Raw genomic sequence first — 21439 nt, 5'->3', positions numbered from 1 at the left:
AAGGCCATCCCGAAGGCGGGACCGGTTAGCCGCCGCCTTCACCCTTGGCACTGTTCTGGATGCTCTGGATCGCGCGGGTGGTCAGGGCGATGCATTCCTTGGTGCCTTCCTCGGTGTTTTTCGCCTGGGCCGCCTGGGCTTGTTGCACGGTGGCGTCGATGTTGGCCTGCAGGTCCGCGGCCTGGATGCTGGTCCGGGCGTCGCGGATGGTTTGCAGGTTCATCTGGCACAGGTCTTCCTGGTTCCCGGCGAAGCTGGGGGAGGCCAGGAGCGAAGCGGTGACGAACAGGCCTGACAGTACAGAACGTTTCATATGCGTCTCCTTGAACTGAAGGGCCAGGCGTTGCTGGCCATCAGCACGGATTGCCGAGTTCTCGGGAAACTCCCGTTTTGGGAAGCTCGATCTGTGGACTGCGGTGGTGGGGCAGGGTTCTATTTTTCTGACCGGCGTCATGACCACTGAACATGCGGGCAACACCTAATGCCTGTGTAGGAGCGAAGCTTGCTCGCGATGGTCGTTAACGGTAGCGCGTATTTACTGGGTAAATGCAGCGCTCTCAAGTCCATCGCGAGCAAGCTCGCTCCTACAGTTGGTACATGCCGATCAAACCGTTCTAGCCCGGGTCACCCGATCCACCAGGTACACCAGCCCGTGGTAGTCGATCCCGCCATGCTGGCTCAGGCCGATTTCACAGGTGCGGCTGGTGGAGATGCCTTCGCTGCAATGCTGCACCGCGTCCTTGAGGCTGCGCAGGGCGTGGGCGTTGAGCTGTGGGGTGGTGAAGCCCTTGTCGCCGGCGAAACCACAGCAATGGATGCCTTCCGGGATCACCACGTTATTGCTGCAACGCCGCGCCAGATCGATCAGCGCCTGGCTCTCGCCCAGGTGCTGGGTGCTGCAGGTGACGTGTACGGCGACCGGCGCTTCCTGAGGGGTGAACTCGAGCTTGTCCATCAGGTGAGTGCGGATGAAGCGCACCGGGTCGTACAGGTCCAGGCGCACGTCGCCCAGGTCCTGCACCAGGCGCAGGGTGCAGGGGCTGGTGTCGCAGTAGATCGGGTCGAGGCCGCCGCGGCTGGCGTGGAGCAGGGCGCCGATCAGTTCCTGGCGCTTGTGCTCGGCCTGTTCCGCGTAGCCCTTGGAGGCGAACGGCTGGCCGCAGCACAGGCTGTCGACATTGTCCGGGATCACCACCTGGTAACCGGCTTTTTCCAGCAGGCCGCGGGTCTTGTCGTAGAGCGAGCTTTGCTCCTTGTCCCCGGCCGCCGGGCCCATCACCCGCGACACACAGGCCGCCAGATAGACCACCCGTGGCCGCGGGTCGCTGATCGCCGGGCTGAACCGAATGGCGCGTTCCGGCTGGGGCATGGCGCTGGTCCATTGCGGCACCTGGCCCTTGGACAGTTTGCTCAGCGCCGCCGAAACCCTGGCCAGGCGTGGCGCCCCCAACAGCATCCGCGCACCGTTGGCCACATGCAGGGTGAAACGCGCGCCTTGCAAGGTGGCGGCGAAATGCGAGCCAAGCCAATCGGCCGCCTTGACGTGGCTGGCATGCTGGCTGCGCAGTTTCTTCACCAGCTCGCCGGTGTTGATGCCCACCGGGCAGCGTTGGGCGCACAGGCCGGTGGCGGCGCAGGTGTCGATGCCCTGGTATTGATAGGCCGCTTCCAGTTCCCTGGTGTCGACGCCGGCGCGTTTGCGGGCCTGGATATCGCGCCAGATCACGATGCGCTGGCGCGGGCTCAGGGTCAGCCCCTTGGACGGGCACACTGGCTCGCAGAAACCGCACTCGATGCACTTATCCACAATCTCGTCGGCCGCCGGCAGCGGCTTGAGGTGCTTGAGGTGGATCTGCGGGTCTTCGCTGAGCACCACGTCCGGGTTGAGGATGCCGTTGGGGTCGAGCAGGCGCTTGAGTTGCCACATCAACTGGTAGGCATCGCTGCCCCATTCCAGCTCGACGAAGGGCGCCATATTGCGCCCGGTGCCGTGCTCGGCCTTGAGCGAGCCGCCGAATTCCACCGCCACCAGCTGCGCCACGTCATCCATGAAGGCCTGGTAGCGCGCCACTTCCTCGGCGCTGTTGAAGCCCTGGGTGAAGACGAAATGCAGATTGCCCTCCAGCGCATGGCCGAACAGGATCGCTTCGTCGTAGCTGTGCTTGTCGAACAGCGCGATCAGGCGATTGACGCCGATGGCCAGCTGTTCCACCGGGAAGGTCACGTCTTCGATGATCACCGTGGTGCCGGTCTTGCGCACCGCGCCGACGGCGGGGAAGGTGTCCTTGCGGATCGCCCAGAGCTTGGCGTTTTCCTTCGGGTCTTCGGTGAAGTCGACCTGCTTCTCCACCGGGAAAGGGGCGAGGGACGCCATGATCTGCGCCAGTTGTTCCTGCAGCAGCGCGGATGAAGCAGCACGGGATTCGATCAGCAGCGCACAGGCATTGGCGGACAGCTGTTGGACGAACGCCGGCATTCCAGGTTTGTCCTGCACCGAGCGCAGGCTGCGGCGGTCCAGCAGTTCCACGGCGGACACCGGCTGGCTTTTCAGCGCGGTCACCGCGTTGCAGCAGGTTTCCACATCCGGGAAGACGATCAGCGCCGAGGCTTTGTGCGGGTGATCGATCACCGTGTCGTAGGTCACCGCGCTGATAAAGCCGAGGGTGCCCTCGGAGCCCACCAGCAGGTGGCTGAGGATGTCCAGCGGCTCATCGAAATCCACCAGGGCGTTGAGGGACAGGCCGGTGGTGTTTTTCAGGCGGTACTTGTGGCGGATCTTCGCCGCCAGTTGGCTGTTGGCGCGGGTCTCGCGGCCCAGGCTGGCCAGGCGCTCCAGCAGCTCGCCGTGGCTGCTGCGAAAGGCCGCGACGCTGGCGGCATTTTCGGTGTCCAGGCGGGTGCCGTCGGCCAGCACCAGGCGCAGGCCGGCCAGGGTGTGGTAGGTGTTTTGCGCGGTGCCGCAGCACATGCCGCTGGCATTGTTAGCGACGATGCCGCCGATCTTGCAGGCGTTGATCGAGGCTGGGTCGGGGCCGATCTTGCGCCCGAACGGTGCCAGCCAGGCGTTGGCCTGGGCGCCGATTACCCCCGGTTGCAGGCGGATCTGCTGGCCCTGGTCGCGGATCTCGCGGGCATTCCAATTGTCGCCGAGCACCAGCAGCACCGAGTCGCTGATGGCCTGTCCCGACAGGCTGGTGCCGGCGGCGCGGAAGGTCACCGGCACCCGGTCGCGCTGGGCCAGCTTGAGCAGGGCCACCACTTCGTCTTCGGACTCGACGCGGATCACCAGTTGCGGAATCAGCCGATAAAAACTCGCGTCGGTGCCGAAGGCCAGGGTGGAGAGCGGATCGTCGAAACGCCGCTCCTGGGGAATCAGTTGTTGCGCATCACGCAGAAAAGCCGCCGGTAGACTCATTGGTCCTCCAGAATCAGCACCATCAGGTCTTTCGGACCGTGGGCGCCGTACGCCAGGACCTGCTCGATATCGGCGGTCTTCGACGGGCCGGACACCAGCAGCGCGTTGGTCGGCATGCCCTGGGCCCAGGCGTATTCCTGCTGGACCTGATAGAAGTTGTCGCGGATCTCGCTGGCCTTGAGCAGGGCGAAATGCACCGGCGGCACCAGGCTCATCAGCCGCGGTTCTTCGCGGGTCGGCCAGAGGATCAGGCTGCCGGTGGCGGCGATGGCGCCGAGGGTGGTGGTGAGGCTGGCCGGGGTGTCGTTGAACAGCTCGGCTTTCCACTCCTCGACCGGCCGATCGTAGGCCTTCAACGTCGGCAGCCCGGGATGCTCGGCCCAGTATTGGCTGACGCGCTGGCCGTGGGGCGTGGTCGGGGCGATCAGCAGGCTCGGCAACTGGCGCTCGCCCAGCAGGCGGGCGAGCAGCGCTGGCCAATCCTGGCCGGTGGTCTGGTGGATTTCGGTGTGCACCGCTTCCATCTGCTTACGCAACTGCGGGATGCGCTGTTCCGGGCTGTAGGTATAAGGCTCGGTGACCAGCGCCTCATCGAAGTTATCCACAATCGGCGTGGTACCGGTCAGGCTGTTGCGCAGCTTGCCGAGGATGTTCTGTTTGGCGCTCATCGACGTTCTCCCTGTTTGGCCAGATGCTCGCGGGCCAGGTCGTGCAACGACCGGGCGGCGGGTTTCGGTGCACTATGGTTTTGCGTCCAGGGGCCGACGTTGCTCGGGGTCAGCGCGCGCAGGCGGGTGGCCGCCAGGCTGAACAGGCGATACAGGGTCGGCGAACTGTTGAGCCGGGCCCAGGCGTTCCAGATGAAACGTTCCTTGCGCGAGTATTTGCTGCCCTGGCCGCGCATCACCTGGTGGGGGCTGTCCGGAGCCTTGACGTTCTCTTCGCGCAGGCGGCGCAGCAGGCTCGGGATCGGGATCTTCACCGGACACACTTCGCCGCAGGCGCCGCACAGCGAAGACGCGCTCGGATGGTCCGGCACCTTGGCCAGGCCGACCATGTGCGGGGTAATGATCTTGCCGATGGGGCCGGGGTAGACCTCGCCGTAGGCGTGGCCGCCGATACGGGTGTAGACCGGGCAATGGTTCATGCAGGCGCCGCAGCGGATGCAGTTCAGGGTCTGGCGCAATTCGCTGTCGGCGAAGGCCTGGCTGCGGCCGTTGTCGAGCAGCACCAGGTGCACTTGCTGCGGGCCGTCGAGTTCATGCTCCTGGCGCGGGCCGGAGATCATGTTGACGTAGGTGGTGATCGGCTGGCCCAGCGCCGAGCGGGTCAGCAGCGACAGCAGCGGCACCACGTCGCGCAGGTTCTCGACGACTTTCTCGATGCCGGTGACGGCGATGTGCACGGGCGGCACGGTGGTGGACATGCGGCCGTTGCCTTCGTTTTCCACCAGCAGCAGGGTGCCGGTCTCGGCCACGGCGAAGTTGACGCCGGAGACGCCGATGTCTGCTTCGAAGAACTTCTGCCGCAGGACCCTGCGACCGATCTGAATGAGGTGGTCAACGTCCTTGGTGTACTCCACGCCAAGTTTGTCGTGGAACAAGGACGCGACCTGACCGGCGTTCTTGTGGATCGCCGGCATGATTATGTGTGAAGGCTTCTCAAAGTCGAGCTGGACGATGAACTCGCCCATGTCCGACTCAAGGCATTCAATGCCTTGTTCAGCGAGGACATGGTTCATCTCCATCTCTTCGCTGACCATCGATTTGCCCTTGATCACTTGCCGCGCCTCGTGAGCCCGGATGATCGAGAGGACGATGCCATTGGCCTCGTCCACCGTTTCCGCCCAGTGCACTGTCACACCGTTGCGGGTCAGGTTCTGTTCAAGCTGCTCGAGCAGGTCGGGCAGCTTGGATAACGCACGGGCCTTGATCGCATTGCCCAGGGCCCGCAGGTGTTCGCGTTCGTGGGCATCGCTGAACGAGGCCGCACGTTTGGCCATGAGGGAATCCATGGCACTGCGAAAGTTGTTCCGCAGTTGTTGGTCACCGAGGGCCTGGTGGGCCCGGGTGCGAAAATCGTCCGACACGGTCAGGGTCGGAATCAGCTCGGGGGCGCTCATGCGGCACCTCCGGTACGCTGCCAGAGGAAGCTGGCCAGGTGTTGGCCGCGCAGCGCTTCCCGTTGTTTCTCCAGCGAACCGTTGATGTTCATCAAGCAGCCGCAGTCGGCGCTCAGTACCTGGTGGGCGCCGGATTCCTTCAGCGCGCGGGTCTTGTCCGCGACCATCGCGCCGGAGATGTCCGGCATTCGGACGCTGAAAGTCCCGCCAAAGCCACAGCATTCGCTTTCGTGGTCGTGTTCTACCCGCTCCACGTTGCCCAGTTGTGCCAGCAGCTCACGACCGTGCAGGTGGGTGTTCATCTCGCGCCGTGCCGAGCAGGAGGTGTGCAGAGCCACCTTGATCGGCTCGCCACTGTCCTTGAGCTGCACCTTGCACACGTGCAACAGGAACTCCGCCAGCTCGTAGGTGCGCTCGGCCAGGGCCTGCACCTGCTTCAAGGTCTGCGGCTCATCCTTGAACAAGTCCGCGTAGTGCTCGCGAATCATCCCCGCACAGGAACCCGACGGCACCACCACCGGATAGTCGCCGGCGAACAGCGCCAGTTGCGAGCGGGCCACGGTGCGCGCCTGCTCGGTGTAACCCGAGGTGTAGGCCGGTTGTCCGCAGCAGCTTTGCCCTTGCGGGTACTCCACGCGAATGCCTTCGCGCTCGAGCAGGTGAATCGCATCCATCCCCGCTTCGGGGTAGAACAGGTCGACCACACAGGTGCCGAACAGGTAGACCCGCGACGGTTTCTCGCTGGGGTACTGGCGCGGTTCGGCCAAGGGCGGTGCGACACGGGTCACGTTAGGCACGGCGTTGTAAAAAAGCTCGCTCATCAGGCGTGTCTCCGGGTGGTCCCGGTTATCCGTCTGCCGCGGCTGCTGAATATAGAGAGCCAAGCTTTCAGCAGCCTTGCAGACCGGGATGTGAGTTGCAGGCGCCGCACGTGTGGGCCGGCGTCGGTTCTTTCGGTGTCGCTATCAGTGCACCAGCATGCCGGTGAACCAGTAGGCCTGGGCCAGGGTGATCAGGCCGACGATGGTGGCAAAGAATAGGCTGTGCTTGAGGGTAAAGCGGAACAGGTCCGATTCCTTGCCCACCAGGCCGGTGGCGGCGCAGGCCACGGCGATCGATTGCGGCGAGATCATCTTGCCGGTCACGCCGCCGCTGGTGTTGGCCGCCACCAGCAGGGTGTCGTTGACGCCGATCTGGTGCGCGGTGGTGGCTTGCAGCGAGCTGAACAGGGCGTTGGACGACGTATCCGAACCGGTCAGGAACACCCCCAGCCAGCCGAGGAATGGCGAGAAGAACGGGAACGCCGCACCGGTACCGGCCAGCACCAGGGCCATGGTCGAGGACATGCCGGAGTAGTTGGTGACAAAGGCGAAGGCCAGCACCATGCCGATGGAGAGGATCGGCCAGCGCAGTTCGTAGAAGGTCTCTTTCAAAGTGGTCAGACCAGTTTTGAAATTGATCTTCAGCACCAGCATCGAGATCAGCGCGGAGAAGAAAATCGCCGTGCCGGTCGCGGAAATCGGGTCGAGCTTGAACACCGCCGGAATCGCAGTCGGGGTGGCGACGATCGGCGCGCTCTTGATCACCAGTTGATCCAGGTGCGGAATCGCGAAGTTGAATACCCAGCTGTACATCGAGCCGCCGGCAGCGAACATCGCCTTGAACGGCTTGAGGGTCCAGATAGTGACCAGCACGGTGAGGATCAGGAACGGCGACCAGGCCTTGAAGATTTCACCGAAGCTGTACGGCGAAGGCTGGGTGGTGCGCGGCTGGCCGAAACCGCCGTTGCGCACGGCAGCGGCGCCGACGCTGGCGGTGGCCGCGGCGAACGAACGCTTGGGTTGCCAGACCTTGAGGAACAGGGTCAGGGCAATCAGGCTGGCCAGGGCCGAGGTGATGTCCGGCAGCTCCGGGCCGATGAAGTTCGAGGTGAAGTACTGGGTCACGGCAAAGCTCAGGCCGGCCACCAGCGCCGCGGGCCAGGTCTCTTTGACACCGCGCAGGCCATCCATCATGAACACCAGCCAGAACGGTACGAACAGCGACAGCAGCGGCAGCTGGCGACCGGTCATGGCACCGATTTTGAACGCGTCGATGCCGGTCACCTGGCCCGCCACGATGATCGGAATGCCCAGAGCGCCAAAGGCCACCGGCGCGGTGTTGGCGATCAGGCACAGGCCGGCGGCGTACAGTGGGTTGAACCCCAGGCCGACCAGCAGCGCGGCGGTAATGGCGACGGGAGCGCCGAAACCGGCGGCGCCTTCGAGGAAGGCCCCGAAGCAGAAACCGATCAGCAGCACCTGCAGGCGCTGGTCGTCGGTGATCGACAGCACCGAGCTGCGGATGACCTCGAACTGGCCGCTCTTGACCGTCAGTTTGTAGAGGAAGACGGCGGCGACGATGATCCAGGCGATGGGCCACAGACCGTAGGCAAATCCATAGCCGGCGGCGGCGAGGGCCATATCGGCAGGCATCTGGAAGGCGAAGATCGCCACCAGAATCGACAGTGCCAGGGTAATGCTGCCGGCGACGTGTCCTTTGAGACGGAACACGGCCAGAGCCAGGAAGAAGAAGACGATCGGGATGACGGCGGCGAGGGCGGACAGGCCGAGGCTGCCGAGCGGGCTGTAGAGCTGTTGCCAGGTTTGCATATGGGGTGGCCCCTAATTGTTGTTGGTCAGGCACTGGTCAGCGTATTTGGTTAATTGGTAAGACCAATTTACAATCGCTGTTGGCTAGGGTAAAAGCCTTGTGAGCGGTGTGTCAATTTGCCGCCCTAAAACTTTTGTCGAAGGTGCGGTGCAGATGACTTCTGATCCGCTTGCCGACGTGCGTTCTGATAGGTGCTGGCGCAGCCCCGATAGGCCAGAATAGAGAGCCCGGCGCGCGGTCGGGATCGTGGAGAGTGAGTTATGGGGTTTGATCAGATTCGTCAGCGCCGTTTGTCTGACGACATTGTCGAGCGGCTCGAGGGGATGATCCTCGAGGGCACGCTGAAGTCCGGTGAGCGCCTGCCGGCAGAGCGTGCGTTGGCGGAGCAGTTCGGTGTCTCGCGGCCTTCGTTGCGCGAGGCGATCCAGAAACTCACGGCCAAGGGCTTGCTGGTCAGTCGCCAGGGCGGCGGCAACTATGTGGTGGAGTCGCTGGGCTCGACCTTCAGCGATCCGCTGCTGCAGTTGCTGGAAAGCAACCCTGAAGCCCAGCGTGACTTGCTGGAGTTTCGCCACACCCTGGAAGCTTCATGCGCCTATTACGCCGCGTTGCGTGCCACCGACGTGGATCGTGAACGGCTCACGGCGGCCTTCGAGGAATTGCAGGACTGCTATTCCCGGGCAGGTGATGCGAGCCGGGCGGAGGAGGGCGCGGCGGACGCGCAATTTCACCTGGCAATTGCCGAGGCCAGCCACAACGCCGTATTGCTGCACACCATTCGGGGGCTGTTCGATCTGCTCAAGCGCAACGTGGTGACCAACATTGGCGGCATGTACAAGCAGCGCACCGAAACCCGCGACATGCTGATCAGCCAGCACCGCGATCTGTACCAGGCGATTATCGAAGGGCGTGCCGAGCAGGCGCGCGAAGTCTCCAGCCGGCACATTCTGTATGTGCAGGAAGTATTGGAGGAGGTGCGTCAGGAAGTGCAGCGCGTGGCCCGGGCCGAGCGGCGCAAGGGGATTTAGTCTGGAAGGATTCATCGCCGGCCAGCTCGCTCCTGGTAGGAACGAGCTGGCTCGCGATCATGGCATCAAGGCAGAAGGGCGTTACTCTTCCTTGCCCTTGTTGCGCACCGCGCGATGCAACTCACGATCGGAGTCGCGCTCGCGTTCGGTGTGACGCTTGTCGTATTCCTTCTTGCCCTTGCCGAGTGCGATCTCGCACTTGACCATGTGCTTGCTCCAGTAGAGCGACAGGCACACGCAGGCATAACCCTTCTGCTGCACGGATGCGAACAGCTTCTCCAGCTCGCGCTTGTTGAGCAGCAGTTTGCGCGAGCGCACGGGGTCGGCGATCACATGGGTGCTGGCGGTGGTCAGCGGCGTGAAGTGGCTGCCCAGCAGCCAGGCCTCGCCGTCCTTGAGCAGCACGTAACTGTCGACCAGTTGTGCCTTGCCTGCACGCAGACTCTTTACTTCCCAGCCGGCCAGGACCATGCCAGCCTCGAACCGATGCTCGATGAAGTAATCGTGACGCGCCTTTTTATTTTGCGCGATGGTCCCTGTTGGGTGTTTCTTCTGTTTAGCCATAGGGGCGGCATTATAGGCAGTTGCACGCGTGTCGGCTACGGTGAAGCAGCGTGCTTGAGCAGGTTGAGTGAATCCCGGACAATGCGCGCTCTTTTTTCTCGGTTGGGCGCGTTTTTGATGTCGACGGACAAGGTTTCTGTCCACGGCGGCTGGGCCAGTCGCTGGGTTTTCATACTCGCTGCGACTGGTTCTGCCGTGGGCCTGGGCAGTATCTGGAAATTCCCTTACATGGTCGGCGTCTACGGTGGTGGCGCCTTTGTCCTGGTATTTCTGGCCTGCATCGCACTGATCGGCGTGCCGGTGATGCTGGCGGAAACCCTGATCGGCCGTCGCGCCCGGCAAAGCCCGGCCAATGCCTTGAAGGCGCTGGCCCTGGAAGCCGGGCATTCGGCCAAGTGGTCCTGGGGCGCGTTCGCCGGAATGATCACTGCCTTGTTGATTCTTTCCTTTTACAGCGTGGTCGGTGGTTGGTCGCTGGGCTACATCATCGATATGGGTCGTGGCGATTTCCAGGGTGTGACGGCGGATCAGGTCGGCGCCTATTTCGGCAATGTGATCGCCGACCCCTGGCGGCTGACGCTGTGGCACACGCTGTTCATGTTGTTGTCGGCGGCCGTCATCGCCAAGGGTGTGGTGGCCGGTCTTGAGCGCAGCCTGCGGATCATGATGCCGCTGCTGTTCGTGATGCTGGTGATCCTGCTGGGTTACAGCATGACCACTGGGCATTTCATGGAAGGCGTGCATTTCATGTTCGACTTCAGCACCGACAAGCTGCTCGACGGCCTGTTGCCGGCCATGGGGCATGCGTTCTTTTCCCTGAGCGTCGGTGTCGGTTCCATCATGATCTACGGCGCTTACATGCCGAAGCATTCGTCCATTTCCGGCACTATTGTCGGCGTGGCGCTGCTGGATACCTTCGTTTCACTGCTGGCGGGGCTGGCGCTGTTCCCGATCGTGTTTGCCGCCGGGCTGAACCCGAGTGAAGGTCCGGGGCTGATGTTTGTCAGTTTGCCTTTTGCCTTTGGTAATGTGGCGTTCGGCCAGTTGATGGGCGTGGTGTTTTTTGTCCTGGTGGCCATTGCCGCCTGGAGCTCGGCGATTTCGCTGTTGGAGCCGATGGTGGCTTACCTGGTGGAGCGGACCCGAATCCGCCGCGGCTGGGTGACATTCTGGCTGGCGTTTACCTGCTGGTTCGTCGGATTGGGAACGGTGTTTTCCTTCAATATCTGGCAGCAGGCCAAGTTTTTCGTGAACGAAGGCGGGGCTTTCCACCTCTACCAATGGGGGGCGGCGGGTGGTCTGGATTTCTTCGGGGTGATCGATTTCTTCACCTCGCGGATCATGTTGCCCTTGGGTGGCCTCTGCTTTGTGGTGTTTGCGGGTTGGGTGATGGGGCGCGAGGCGGTTCGTGATGAGCTGTCGATTCGCAGCCCGCTGCTTTTTGCCCTGACCCTGTTTTTGATGCGCTATGTGGCGCCCATCGGCATTCTTATAGTGTTTGCCGCCCAGTTGTGGAAATGACGCTGACATGACGACACATATTCAACGCTCGGCCCTGCTGCCTTATCCGGCGCAGTTTTTGTACGACCTGGTCAATGACGTGGCGCGCTACCCGGAGTTTCTACCCTGGTGCTCGTCGGCCGAGGTGCTGGAGAGCAGCGAGGTGCAGATGCGCGCCAGCCTGGCGGTTGCCAAGGGTGGGCTCAGCCAGCATTTCGTGACGCGTAATACCCTGGTGCCGGGCCAGTCGATCGAGATGAACCTGGAAGAAGGGCCGTTCAACCAGTTGCACGGCGTGTGGGTTTTCAAGCCGTTGGGTGACAAGGCCTGCAAGATCAGCCTGGATTTGTCGTTCGACTACGCCGGTCCACTGGTTCGCGCGACCTTGGGACCGCTGTTCAACCAGGCGGCCAATACCCTGGTCGATGCGTTCTGTCAGCGGGCCAAGCAGTTGCATGCTTGAGCCAATGATCGAGGTCGAGGTGGTGTATGCCGCGGTCGACCGGCAGGTATTGCTCAGTGTTGCGGTGCCGACGGGGACTACTGTCCGTGCGGCAGTGAAAAGCTCCGGGATAGGTGCGCAATTTCCAGAGCTGGACCTGGACAGTTGCCCGCTGGGGATCTTTGGCAAAGCGGTTGCGGACCCTGGAACTCAGCCGGTTCGGGCGGACGATCGCATCGAAATCTACCGTCCGTTGCTGGCCGATCCTAAAGAAGTTCGACGTCTGCGCGCGGCAAAGGCGGCGCAGGCCCGGGCTCGTACTTCAGAGTCCTGAACGAATCGACAGACAACAAAAAGCCCGGACTCGCCGGGCTTTTTTATTCCACCACAAATTATTGCGGCGAGGTGTCCAGAGGTTCTGGTGTCGGCACCGGAACGGTTTCGACGTTGTCGACGTCCTTCTGGATCTGATCGAGCAGAGAGCCAGGCTTAGCCGGCTTTTCCGGTTTTGGCTGCTCGGCGTTTTCGCCCGGGGCGGTCACGGTAGTGCCGCTGTCCTTGCCCAGGATGGCTTCGTCACGGCTTACGCCAGGCATGAAGTCACCGGAAAGGCTGACCAGTTGGTCGTTACCGTTGAAGATAACGCTGACGCGCTCCTGCTGGCGTTCACCGCCACCTGGCTGCAGGCTGTACAGATAATCCCAGCGATCGGCGTGGAACGTGTCGGTCAACAGAGGGTTGCCCATGATAAACCGTACTTGCCGGCGGGTCATTCCCGGGCGTAACTGGTCTATCATGTCCTGCGTGACGACATTGCCCTGCTGGATGTCGATTTTGTAAACCCCGGGGAATGAACAACCGGCGAGTGCGAGCAGTCCCACGAAGGTGAAACTGGTTAGCAAGAGCTTGGTGTTTTGCATCGGTGGGCGACTTCCACTATCTTGGCTGGGACAACGTAAACCCCGATCATACCCGCATTAAGAGGAGCTGCGAAGCAGCATCCGCGAGAAAGCTGACCATGGTTGAAAATAGCGAACTACGTAAAGCCGGCCTTAAAGTGACTCTGCCACGGGTCAAAATTCTACAAATGCTCGATTCCGCCGAGCAGCGACACATGAGTGCCGAGGATGTTTACAAGGCGCTGATGGAAGCTGGCGAGGATGTCGGTCTGGCCACGGTTTACCGTGTTCTGACCCAGTTTGAAGCAGCGGGCCTTGTGGTACGCCACAATTTTGATGGTGGTCATGCTGTATTCGAACTGGCTGACGGCGGTCACCACGACCACATGGTCAACGTGGATTCCGGTGAAGTGATCGAATTCTTCGACGAAGAAATCGAGAAGCTTCAGAAGGCGATTGTCGAGAAGCATGGCTTCGAGTTGGTGGATCACAACTTGGTGCTGTACGTACGCACGAAGAAATAAGCATGTCGCGCGGATGTTGTCCGCGAAACGATCGAAGGCGACCCAAGGGTCGCCTTCGTGCTTTCTGCTCTTTATTAAAGTGGCAGTGACTCAGGCCTTGGCGGTCACCACCATTTTTTTCGCGTGGGCCAGCGACTCCTTGGTCAGGTCGATGCCACCCAGCATGCGCGCTACCTCTTCGATCCGCTCGGTCTTGCCCAGTTTGGACACCGCGGTGTGAGTCGCATCGCTGCCGCGCACCTTGTGCACAAAAAGATGTTGATGGCCCTGGGCTGCCACCTGCGGCAAGTGGGTGACCGTCAAGACCTGGCCGCGCTCGCCGAGGCGGCGTAGCAGCTGACCGACGATTTCCGCGGTCGGGCCGCCGATGCCGACGTCCACCTCGTCGAATACCAGGGTCGGGACGCGAGAGGTCTGCGCGGTAATCACCTGGATCGCCAGGCTGATCCGCGACAGCTCGCCCCCGGATGCCACTTTGGCCAGGGCCTTGAGCGGCTGGCCGGGGTTGGCGCTGACCAGCAGCTCGACCTGTTCGAGGCCATTGGGCTGCAACTCGTCGCTGCTGTTGGCGTGCAGTTCAATGGTGAATCGGCCCCCGGGCATGCCCAGGCGCTGGATTTCCTGTTCGACGGTGCTGGCCAGGCTGGTTGCCGCCTGCTGGCGCAGCTCGCTCAGCTCCCTGGCCTTTTCGTGATAATGCCGGGCAAAGGATTTCAGTTCGTCGCCCAGGCGCTCGATGGACTCGTCGTTGGCATCCAGGGTCTCGATTTCCTCCAGCAGTTTCTGCTGCATGGCCGACACCTCGGTGGGCTGGATCCGGTGCTTGCGAGCCAGGGTATAGATGGCGTCCAGCCGCTCCTCCAGTTGTTGCAGGCGCGCCGGGTCCGCATCGAAATGGTCGACGAAGCGATTCAGTTCGCCGACGGCCTCTTCGACCTGGATTTGCGCGCTGGCCAGCAGGTTGGTGGCTTCCGCCAGGGCGCCGGAGGTGTTGCCGATGCTCGACAGGCGATTGAGGCTCACTGTCAGGGCGCTGAGGACGTTACCCGAATCGCTTTCGCTGCAATGCTCGACGACCTGCCGGCAGATGCCCAGCAGGCTTTCGGCATTGGTCAGGTTTTTATGTTCGAGCTCCAGTTGCTCAAGTTCGTTTTCGCCGAGGGCAAGGTTCTCCAGTTCCTCCAGCTGATAGCTGAGGAGCTGGTGGCGAGCCCGCTGCTCGTCCCCGGAGTTGGACAGGCGCTCCAGCTCCTGGCGGGTCTGGCGCCAGCGCTGGGCGGCCAGCGATACCTGGCGGGCCAGGTCGGTGGCGCCGGCGTACTCGTCAAGCAGGCGGCGGTGGGTGTCGGTTTTCAGCAGCGACTGGTGTTCATGCTGGCTGTGGATATCGATCAGCAGTTCGCCGAGGGCCTTGAGGTCGCCTAGCGGGCAGGGAGAACCGTTGATATAGCCGCGGGAACGGCCTTCGGCGGTGATGACCCGGCGCAGTATGCACGGGCTGTCGTTGTCCAGGTCGCGTTCGGCGAGCCAGGTGCGTGCCTCGGGGATGTCTTCCAGGTCGAAGGTGGCGAGAATGTCGGCCTTGTCGGCGCCTGGGCGTACCACGCCGCTGTCGGCGCGATCACCCAGGGTCAGCCCCAGGGCGTCGAGCATGATCGACTTGCCGGCGCCGGTTTCACCCGTGATGACGCTCATCCCGCGATCCAGTTCCAGATCGAGATGTTCAACGATGGCGTAGTTGTGTACGGACAGGTGCACCAGCATAAAGGCCGCTCCCAAGCTTTAGGTCTGGTTATTTATACAGTGTTTTGTTTTCGGCTGACAATGCCCGGCCTTAGCTCGATTCGCTTGTTTGGTGGATTTTTTTATCGCGTGTGGGAATGGTTGGTGAGCGGCGTTTTGCCTCGCGCAATGATTTTTGCCGAGGGCGCAGCCCTTGAACCTGAAAAATGCGGCCCCATATACCGGGGCAGAAGCGTGAGTTGAGCTCACGGACGATATTGAAAGGAGAATTTTATGGCTGACGAACAGACGCTGGATACGCAAAACCCCGACGCCAATCATGCCCCTGAGGCTTCGGGCGAAGATCTGGCGGCTCGTGTGCAAGTGCTCGAAGAGCAGTTGGCTGGCGCTCAGGATCAGGCACTGCGTGTTGCGGCCGATCTGCAGAACGTCCGCCGCCGTGCCGAGCAGGATGTAGAAAAAGCTCACAAATTCGCCCTCGAGCGTTTTGCTGGCGACCTGCTGCCGGTGATCGACAGCCTCGAGCGCGGTCTTGAGTTGTCCAGCCCGGACGACGAGAGCATTCGTCCGATGCGTGAAGGTATCGAGCTGACTCTGAAGATGTTCCAGGACACCCTGAAGCGTTATCAACTGGAAGCGATCGACCCGCATGGCGAACCGTTCAACGCTGAACAGCACCAGGCGATGGCCATGCAGGAAAGTGCCGACGTCGAGCCGAACAGCGTTCTCAAGGTGTTCCAGAAGGGCTATCAGCTCAACGGCCGCCTGCTGCGCCCGGCCATGGTCGTGGTCAGCAAGGCGCCTGCACCGGTTTCGCCTTCGATTGACGAGAAGGCTTGAAATCGCGCACAGGGCCCCCATTTATAGGCCAAGCGTTTAAGTGCTACCGCAGTCGGCCACCACTGCTGCGGCAACAAAATCTAAAGTTTCGGGAGAGTTAACATGGGCAAAATTATCGGTATCGACCTGGGGACTACCAACTCCTGCGTCTCCATTCTTGAAAACGGCAACGTAAAAGTTATCGAAAACGCTGAAGGCGCGCGTACCACGCCGTCCATCATCGCTTACGCCAACGATGGCGAAATTCTGGTTGGCCAGTCGGCCAAGCGTCAGGCAGTGACCAATCCGCATAACACCCTGTACGCGGTGAAGCGTCTGATCGGTCGTCGTTTCGACGAAGAAGTCGTGCAGAAAGACATCCAGATGGTCCCTTACAAGATCGTCAAGGCTGACAACAACGACGCCTGGGTTGAAGTGAACGGCCAGAAAATGGCTCCGCCACAGATCTCGGCTGAAATCCTCAAGAAAATGAAGAAGACCGCCGAAGACTATCTCGGCGAAGCTGTGACCGAAGCGGTGATCACCGTTCCGGCCTACTTCAACGACAGCCAGCGCCAGGCGACCAAAGACGCCGGCCGCATCGCGGGCCTGGACGTAAAACGTATCATCAACGAACCAACCGCGGCCGCTCTGGCTTACGGCATGGACAAGGCCAAGGGCGATCACACCGTGATCGTTTATGACCTGGGTGGCGGTACCTTCGACGTTTCCGTGATCGAAATCGCTGAAGTCGATGGCGAGCACCAGTTCGAAGTACTGGCAACCAACGGTGACACCTTCCTCGGTGGTGAAGACTTCGACATCCGTCTGATCGACTACCTCGTGGACGAGTTCAAGAAAGAAAGCGGCATGAACCTCAAGGGTGACCCGCTGGCCATGCAGCGCCTGAAAGAAGCTGCTGAAAAGGCCAAGATCGAGCTGTCTTCGAGCCAGCAGACCGACGTCAACCTGCCGTACATCACTGCAGACGCCACCGGTCCTAAGCACCTGAACGTGAAGATATCCCGCGCCAAGCTGGAATCGCTGGTTGAAGACCTGGTTCAGCGCACCATCGAGCCTTGCCGCATCGCCATGAAAGACGCTGGTATCGACGTCAGCAAGATCGACGACGTGATCCTGGTCGGCGGTCAGACCCGTATGCCGCTGGTGCAGAAGCTGGTGACCGATTTCTTCGGTAAGGAAGCACGCAAGGACGTGAACCCGGACGAAGCTGTTGCCATGGGTGCTGCCATCCAGGGCGCGGTACTGGCCGGTGACGTGAAAGACGTGCTGCTGCTGGACGTCAGCCCGCTGACCCTGGGTATCGAAACCATGGGTGGCGTGATGACCGCGCTGATCGAGAAAAACACCACGATTCCTACCAAGAAATCGCAAGTGTTCTCGACTGCCGACGACAACCAGGGCGCAGTGACCATTCACGTGCTGCAGGGCGAGCGTAAGCAAGCCGCGCAGAACAAGTCCCTGGGCAAGTTCGACCTGGCCGAGATCCCGCCAGCTCCACGTGGCGTGCCGCAAATCGAAGTGACCTTCGACATCGACGCCAACGGCATCCTGCACGTAGGTGCGAAAGACAAGGCGACCGGCAAGACCCAGTCGATCGTGATCAAGGCCAACTCCGGTCTGTCCGAGGAAGAAATTCAGCAGATGGTTCGTGATGCTGAAGTCAACGCCGAAGAAGACCGCAAGTTCGAAGAGCTGGCCAGCGCGCGTAACCAAGGCGATGCCCTGGTTCACTCGACTCGCAAGATGATCGCTGATGCGGGCGACAAAGTGACCGCTGAAGAGAAGACCGCGATCGAAGCTGCCGTGGTTGCCCTTGAAGCCGCTATCAAAGGCGACGACAAGGCTGCCATCGACGCCAAGGTCGAAGAGCTGTCGAAAGTGTCGGCTCCGGTTGCCCAGAAGATGTACGCCGAGCAGGCTCAGCCGGCAGAAGGCGCAGCTTCGCAGGCTGAGTCGGCCGAGAAAGCCGATGACGTCGTCGACGCCGAGTTCGAAGAAGTAAAAGACCACAAGTAAGACTGCTTGTCGGTCGGCCGGTTGACTGCCTTTGTGCGGTGACTGGTAGGATGTCGCCGCGCGGGAGCTTGCTCCCGCGTTGGCGTGTCTGGAGCAAGCGAATTTTTTACGGCGTGCGGCTCTTTTCGCGCGCTGGCGGTACGGTCGGAAATGCTCCTGCTTTCCGTTCGGGATTACCGCAATTGTCGGCCAGTCTGTTGGTCGTCTATCCAAGACCAGGATCGTTGAATTGACGTGAGTTGGGTCCGGGCCTGTATTGGGGCTCAACGAGTTTGACGAGGCTCAGGAGAGCGTTGTCGAACGTCCTTAAGAGTGCGAAGACTTATGGCAAAGCGTGACTATTACGAAGTATTGGGTGTGGAGCGAGGCTCGAGCGAAGCCGACCTGAAAAAGGCTTACCGCCGTCTGGCGATGAAGCATCACCCGGACCGTAATCCCGGCGACAAAGCGTCGGAAGATATGTTCAAGGAGGCCAACGAGGCCTACGAAGTATTGTCTGACTCGAGCAAGCGCGCGGCTTATGACCAGTACGGTCATGCCGGTGTCGATCCGAGCATGGGCGGTGGTGGCGCCGGTTTCGGTGGCCAGAACTTCTCCGACATCTTTGGCGATGTCTTCAGTGATTTCTTTGGTGGCGGTCGTGGCGGCTCCCGTGGCGGCGCTCAGCGTGGCAGCGACTTGCGCTACACCCTGGAGCTGAACCTGGAAGAGGCGGTGCGCGGTACCACCGTGAATATCCGCGTTCCGACGCTGGTCAACTGCAAGCCTTGCGATGGCTCGGGTGCCAAGAAAGGCTCCTCGCCCGTTACCTGTCCGACCTGTGGCGGTATTGGCCAGGTGCGTATGCAGCAGGGCTTCTTCTCGGTGCAGCAGACCTGCCCGCGCTGCCATGGTCAGGGCAAGATCATTTCCGACCCGTGCGATTCCTGTCACGGCGAAGGCCGTGTCGAAGAGTACAAGACGCTGTCGGTGAAGGTGCCGGCGGGTGTCGATACCGGCGATCGCATTCGTCTGTCCGGCGAAGGGGAGGCGGGTACCCAGGGTGGCCCTACGGGCGACCTGTATGTGGTGATCAATGTGCGTGAGCACTCGATCTTCCAGCGCGACGGCAAGCACCTGTTCTGCGAAGTGCCTATCAGCTTCGTTGATGCGGCGCTGGGTGGCGAGTTGGAAATCCCGACGCTGGATGGCCGGGTCAAGCTGAAGATCCCTGAGGGGACTCAGACCGGCAAGCAGTTCCGCGTGCGTGGCAAGGGCGTGGCTCCGGTTCGTGGCGGTGGCGCTGGCGACTTGATGTGCCGCGTTGCGGTGGAAACACCGGTGAACCTGAGTCGTCGTCAGCGTGAGCTGCTCGAAGAGCTGCGTGGTTCCCTGGCGGACGATAATACCCACTCGCCAAAAACCACTGGCTGGTTCGAAGGCGTGAAGCGCTTCTTTGGCGACCTGTAAGGAGCGCGGCATGCGACGTATAGCTGTAATGGGCGCCGCAGGGCGCATGGGCAAGAACCTGGTGGAGGCTGTGCAGCAACGCTCGCCGCTCTCCGGGCTTACCGCAGCCATCGTACGGCCTGGCAGTTCGTTGGTCGGTGCCGATGCTGGCGAGCTGGCATCGCTGGGGCGCATCGGTGTGCCGATGTCCGACAGCCTGGAAAAGGTCGCCGATGAATTCGATGTGTTGATCGATTTCACGCTTCCGGAAGTGATGCTGAAGAACCTGGCGTTCTGCCGCAAGGCGGGCAAAGCCATGGTGATCGGTACCACGGGGCTGGGCGCCAAGGAAAAGCAGGTGCTGGCCGAGGCGGGCAAGGATATTCCGATCGTGTTCGCCGCCAACTTCAGCGTTGGCGTCAACTTGTCGCTGAAGCTGCTCGACATGGCGGCCCGTGTGCTGGGCGATGATGCGGACATCGAAATCATCGAGGCGCATCACCGGCACAAGATTGACGCGCCTTCGGGTACTGCCTTGCGCATGGGTGAGGTGATTGCCGATGCGCTGGGGCGTGACCTGCAGAAGGTCGCGATGTATGGCCGTGAAGGCCATACCGGTGCCCGCGAGCGTGAAACCATTGGTTTCGCCACGGTTCGTGGTGGTGATGTGGTTGGTGATCACACCGTGTTGTTCGCCGCCGAGGGCGAGCGCCTGGAGATCACCCACAAGGCCTCCAGCCGCATGACTTTCGCCAAGGGTGCGGTACGTGCTGCGTTGTGGCTGGACGGTCGTCCGGCGGGTCTTTATGACATGCAGGATGTGCTGGATCTGCGTTGAGATGCATCCAAAACAGGGCCAGGCTTCGCGCTTGAGCCCTGTTTTTACCCGCTAAGCGATGTTCTGTCGCATTCCTCTGCCTTTAAGGCTCTTTAGCGGTGGACCAAAAAAGCCTTTTTCTGTAAGCTACAGCTTTAGTGTGTCCACTAAAAGCGCGCAGAATAATTCGGTGAAGAAGCGGGGTGACGTGTCCATACGTCACTCCGCTTTTTTACAACCTGCGATCGCCCTTTCAGGCTTTATTTACGGGAGGTCTTCTTGACTAAGCCAGCCATACTCGCCCTTGCTGATGGCAGCATTTTTCGCGGCGAAGCCATTGGAGCCGACGGTCAGACCGTTGGTGAGGTGGTGTTTAACACCGCAATGACCGGCTATCAGGAAATCCTTACCGATCCTTCCTACGCCCAACAGATCGTTACCCTGACTTACCCGCATATCGGCAATACTGGCACCACGCCGGAAGACGCCGAGTCCGATCGTGTCTGGTCGGCCGGTCTGGTGATTCGCGACCTGCCTCTGGTTGCGAGCAACTGGCGTAACACCCTGTCCCTGTCCGACTACCTGAAAGCCAACAACGTTGTGGCGATCGCCGGTATCGACACCCGTCGCCTGACGCGCATCCTGCGCGAGAAAGGTGCGCAGAACGGCTGCATCATGGCCGGCGACAATATCTCCGACGAAGCGGCGATTGCCGCTGCACGCGGCTTCCCGGGCCTGAAAGGCATGGATCTGGCGAAGGTCGTCAGTACCAAGGAAAGCTACGAGTGGCGCTCCAGTGTCTGGAACCTGAAGACCGACAGTCATCCGACCATCGAAGCTTCCGAGCTGCCTTACCACGTGGTTGCCTACGACTACGGCGTCAAGCTGAACATCCTGCGCATGCTGGTCGAACGCGGTTGCCGCGTGACCGTGGTGCCTGCGCAAACCCCGGCCAGCGAAGCTCTGGCGCTCAAGCCTGACGGTGTGTTCCTGTCCAACGGCCCTGGCGACCCCGAGCCTTGCGATTACGCCATCCAGGCGATCAAGGACGTGCTGGAGACCGAGATTCCGGTCTTCGGTATCTGTCTGGGCCACCAACTGCTGGCACTGGCCGCCGGCGCCAAGACAGTGAAGATGGGCCACGGCCACCACGGCGCCAACCACCCGGTCCAGGACCTGGACAGCGGTGTGGTGATGATCACCAGCCAGAACCACGGTTTTGCGGTGGACGAAGCCACCCTGCCGGGCAACGTGCGGGCGATCCACAAGTCGCTGTTCGACGGCACCCTGCAAGGTATCGAGCTGACCGACAAGAGCGCATTCAGCTTCCAGGGCCACCCTGAAGCGAGCCCGGGCCCGAACGATGTGGCGCCGCTGTTCGATCGTTTCATCAACGAGATGGCCAAGCGACGCTGAGTGCTCGCCCCTGAAGGTGGCCCCGGCCTC

The 21439-nt window shown here is 61.5% G+C and carries 19 protein-coding genes; 10 read left to right on the top strand and 9 right to left on the bottom strand.

Annotation, left to right across the window (positions count from 1 at the left end; all coding sequences use genetic code 11):
* Positions 1–25 precede the first annotated feature (25 nt).
* The 6 genes from DK261_RS26065 to DK261_RS26040 all read right to left on the bottom strand — a co-directional run bounded on the left by DK261_RS26065 (position 26) and on the right by DK261_RS26040 (position 8188).
* Positions 26–313, bottom strand: a complete 288-nt coding sequence (locus DK261_RS26065; protein WP_053268187.1) for a hypothetical protein — start codon at positions 311–313, stop codon at positions 26–28.
* A 291-nt stretch (positions 314–604) separates the two neighbouring features.
* Positions 605–3415, bottom strand: coding sequence for an FAD-binding and (Fe-S)-binding domain-containing protein (locus DK261_RS26060; protein WP_110176782.1), 2811 nt, complete (start codon positions 3413–3415; stop codon positions 605–607).
* Positions 3412–4083, bottom strand: coding sequence for a lactate utilization protein (locus tag DK261_RS26055; protein WP_110176780.1), 672 nt, complete (start codon positions 4081–4083; stop codon positions 3412–3414). Before DK261_RS26055 ends, DK261_RS26060 begins: the two co-directional genes overlap by 4 nt.
* Positions 4080–5537: a LutB/LldF family L-lactate oxidation iron-sulfur protein gene (locus tag DK261_RS26050; protein WP_028681630.1), complete on the bottom strand. Its 1458-nt coding sequence runs from the start codon at positions 5535–5537 to the stop codon at positions 4080–4082. Before DK261_RS26050 ends, DK261_RS26055 begins: the two co-directional genes overlap by 4 nt.
* Positions 5534–6358, bottom strand: a complete 825-nt coding sequence (locus DK261_RS26045; RefSeq protein ID WP_110176778.1) for a (Fe-S)-binding protein — start codon at positions 6356–6358, stop codon at positions 5534–5536. The genes DK261_RS26050 and DK261_RS26045 overlap by 4 nt, the downstream gene beginning before the upstream one ends.
* Before the next feature lie 144 nt (positions 6359–6502).
* Positions 6503–8188, bottom strand: coding sequence for a lactate permease LctP family transporter (locus tag DK261_RS26040; protein ID WP_028681632.1), 1686 nt, complete (start codon positions 8186–8188; stop codon positions 6503–6505).
* Positions 8189–8449: 261 nt separating this feature from the next.
* Between DK261_RS26040 and DK261_RS26035 the strand changes: the two genes are divergently transcribed.
* Positions 8450–9217: an FCD domain-containing protein gene (locus tag DK261_RS26035; RefSeq protein ID WP_009046918.1), complete on the top strand. Its 768-nt coding sequence runs from the start codon at positions 8450–8452 to the stop codon at positions 9215–9217.
* An 81-nt stretch (positions 9218–9298) separates the two neighbouring features.
* Here DK261_RS26035 and smpB read toward each other — a convergent pair whose 3' ends face one another.
* A complete protein-coding gene (gene smpB / locus DK261_RS26030) occupies positions 9299–9781 on the bottom strand; it encodes an SsrA-binding protein SmpB (RefSeq protein WP_009046919.1) in 483 nt (160 codons plus the stop codon).
* Positions 9782–9898: 117 nt separating this feature from the next.
* Here smpB and DK261_RS26025 point away from each other — a divergent pair, with 117 nt between their 5' ends.
* Genes DK261_RS26025 through DK261_RS26015 form a run of 3 tightly spaced genes read left to right on the top strand, consistent with a single transcriptional unit; the run spans position 9899 to position 12057 of the window.
* The gene (locus DK261_RS26025) at positions 9899–11302 is read left to right on the top strand and encodes a sodium-dependent transporter (RefSeq protein WP_110176776.1); all 1404 of its coding nucleotides are present in this window, start codon (positions 9899–9901) and stop codon (positions 11300–11302) included.
* A 7-nt stretch (positions 11303–11309) separates the two neighbouring features.
* Positions 11310–11744 carry a type II toxin-antitoxin system RatA family toxin gene (locus tag DK261_RS26020; RefSeq protein ID WP_009046921.1) on the top strand — a complete coding sequence of 145 codons (435 nt, stop codon included), beginning with the start codon at positions 11310–11312 and terminating at the stop codon, positions 11742–11744.
* Positions 11737–12057, top strand: a complete 321-nt coding sequence (locus DK261_RS26015) for an RnfH family protein (protein ID WP_172833384.1) — start codon at positions 11737–11739, stop codon at positions 12055–12057. The genes DK261_RS26020 and DK261_RS26015 overlap by 8 nt, the downstream gene beginning before the upstream one ends.
* A 58-nt stretch (positions 12058–12115) precedes the next feature.
* Here the strand turns inward: DK261_RS26015 and DK261_RS26010 are convergent, their stop codons facing one another.
* Positions 12116–12643, bottom strand: a complete 528-nt coding sequence (locus tag DK261_RS26010) for an outer membrane protein assembly factor BamE (RefSeq protein WP_009046923.1) — start codon at positions 12641–12643, stop codon at positions 12116–12118.
* A 98-nt stretch (positions 12644–12741) separates the two neighbouring features.
* Between DK261_RS26010 and fur the strand changes: the two genes are divergently transcribed.
* Complete coding sequence (gene fur / locus DK261_RS26005) at positions 12742–13146, top strand: ferric iron uptake transcriptional regulator (protein WP_007920840.1); 405 nt, start codon at positions 12742–12744, stop codon at positions 13144–13146.
* A gap of 90 nt (positions 13147–13236) precedes the next feature.
* Here the strand turns inward: fur and recN are convergent, their stop codons facing one another.
* Positions 13237–14910 (bottom strand): DNA repair protein RecN, encoded by a 1674-nt coding sequence (recN, locus tag DK261_RS26000; RefSeq protein ID WP_110176774.1) that lies wholly within the window; start codon positions 14908–14910, stop codon positions 13237–13239.
* 252 nt (positions 14911–15162) lie between these two features.
* Here recN and grpE point away from each other — a divergent pair, with 252 nt between their 5' ends.
* The 5 genes from grpE to carA all read left to right on the top strand — a co-directional run bounded on the left by grpE (position 15163) and on the right by carA (position 21409).
* Positions 15163–15729, top strand: coding sequence for a nucleotide exchange factor GrpE (gene grpE, locus DK261_RS25995; protein ID WP_110176771.1), 567 nt, complete (start codon positions 15163–15165; stop codon positions 15727–15729).
* A 102-nt stretch (positions 15730–15831) separates the two neighbouring features.
* On the top strand, positions 15832–17748 hold the full coding sequence (dnaK, locus tag DK261_RS25990; RefSeq protein ID WP_025810034.1) for a molecular chaperone DnaK: 1917 nt from the start codon (positions 15832–15834) through the stop codon (positions 17746–17748).
* 324 nt (positions 17749–18072) lie between these two features.
* Positions 18073–19197, top strand: coding sequence for a molecular chaperone DnaJ (gene dnaJ, locus DK261_RS25985; RefSeq protein WP_007920853.1), 1125 nt, complete (start codon positions 18073–18075; stop codon positions 19195–19197).
* A 10-nt stretch (positions 19198–19207) separates the two neighbouring features.
* Entirely contained in the window at positions 19208–20014 is an 807-nt protein-coding gene (gene dapB, locus DK261_RS25980) for a 4-hydroxy-tetrahydrodipicolinate reductase (protein WP_110176769.1), read from the top strand.
* A gap of 258 nt (positions 20015–20272) precedes the next feature.
* Positions 20273–21409: a glutamine-hydrolyzing carbamoyl-phosphate synthase small subunit gene (gene carA, locus DK261_RS25975; RefSeq protein ID WP_009046927.1), complete on the top strand. Its 1137-nt coding sequence runs from the start codon at positions 20273–20275 to the stop codon at positions 21407–21409.
* Positions 21410–21439: the final 30 nt, after the last annotated feature.

Source organism: Pseudomonas sp. RW409 (genome assembly GCF_003184125.1).
In the GTDB taxonomy this organism is placed as follows: domain Bacteria; phylum Pseudomonadota; class Gammaproteobacteria; order Pseudomonadales; family Pseudomonadaceae; genus Aquipseudomonas; species Aquipseudomonas chlororaphis_I.
The sequence above is the reverse complement of the archived record's forward strand: the minus strand, read 5'-3'. Positions and strand labels throughout refer to the sequence as shown.

Excerpts from the sequence above, each read along its gene's own strand:
- DK261_RS26050 (WP_028681630.1), bottom strand. The coding sequence starts at position 5,537 with ATGAGCGCCCCCGAGCTGATTCCGACCCTGACCGTGTCGGACGATTTT.
- DK261_RS26025 (WP_110176776.1), top strand. The coding sequence starts at position 9,899 with ATGTCGACGGACAAGGTTTCTGTCCACGGCGGCTGGGCCAGTCGCTGG.
- fur (WP_007920840.1), top strand. The coding sequence starts at position 12,742 with ATGGTTGAAAATAGCGAACTACGTAAAGCCGGCCTTAAAGTGACTCTG.
- dnaJ (WP_007920853.1), top strand. The coding sequence starts at position 18,073 with ATGGCAAAGCGTGACTATTACGAAGTATTGGGTGTGGAGCGAGGCTCG.
- DK261_RS26020 (WP_009046921.1), top strand. The coding sequence starts at position 11,310 with ATGACGACACATATTCAACGCTCGGCCCTGCTGCCTTATCCGGCGCAG.
- grpE (WP_110176771.1), top strand. The coding sequence starts at position 15,163 with ATGGCTGACGAACAGACGCTGGATACGCAAAACCCCGACGCCAATCAT.
- DK261_RS26060 (WP_110176782.1), bottom strand. The coding sequence starts at position 3,415 with ATGAGTCTACCGGCGGCTTTTCTGCGTGATGCGCAACAACTGATTCCC.
- DK261_RS26055 (WP_110176780.1), bottom strand. The coding sequence starts at position 4,083 with ATGAGCGCCAAACAGAACATCCTCGGCAAGCTGCGCAACAGCCTGACC.
- DK261_RS26045 (WP_110176778.1), bottom strand. The coding sequence starts at position 6,358 with ATGAGCGAGCTTTTTTACAACGCCGTGCCTAACGTGACCCGTGTCGCA.
- DK261_RS26035 (WP_009046918.1), top strand. The coding sequence starts at position 8,450 with ATGGGGTTTGATCAGATTCGTCAGCGCCGTTTGTCTGACGACATTGTC.
- recN (WP_110176774.1), bottom strand. The coding sequence starts at position 14,910 with ATGCTGGTGCACCTGTCCGTACACAACTACGCCATCGTTGAACATCTC.
- DK261_RS26040 (WP_028681632.1), bottom strand. The coding sequence starts at position 8,188 with ATGCAAACCTGGCAACAGCTCTACAGCCCGCTCGGCAGCCTCGGCCTG.
- dnaK (WP_025810034.1), top strand. The coding sequence starts at position 15,832 with ATGGGCAAAATTATCGGTATCGACCTGGGGACTACCAACTCCTGCGTC.
- dapB (WP_110176769.1), top strand. The coding sequence starts at position 19,208 with ATGCGACGTATAGCTGTAATGGGCGCCGCAGGGCGCATGGGCAAGAAC.
- smpB (WP_009046919.1), bottom strand. The coding sequence starts at position 9,781 with ATGGCTAAACAGAAGAAACACCCAACAGGGACCATCGCGCAAAATAAA.
- DK261_RS26015 (WP_172833384.1), top strand. The coding sequence starts at position 11,737 with ATGCTTGAGCCAATGATCGAGGTCGAGGTGGTGTATGCCGCGGTCGAC.
- DK261_RS26010 (WP_009046923.1), bottom strand. The coding sequence starts at position 12,643 with ATGCAAAACACCAAGCTCTTGCTAACCAGTTTCACCTTCGTGGGACTG.
- DK261_RS26065 (WP_053268187.1), bottom strand. The coding sequence starts at position 313 with ATGAAACGTTCTGTACTGTCAGGCCTGTTCGTCACCGCTTCGCTCCTG.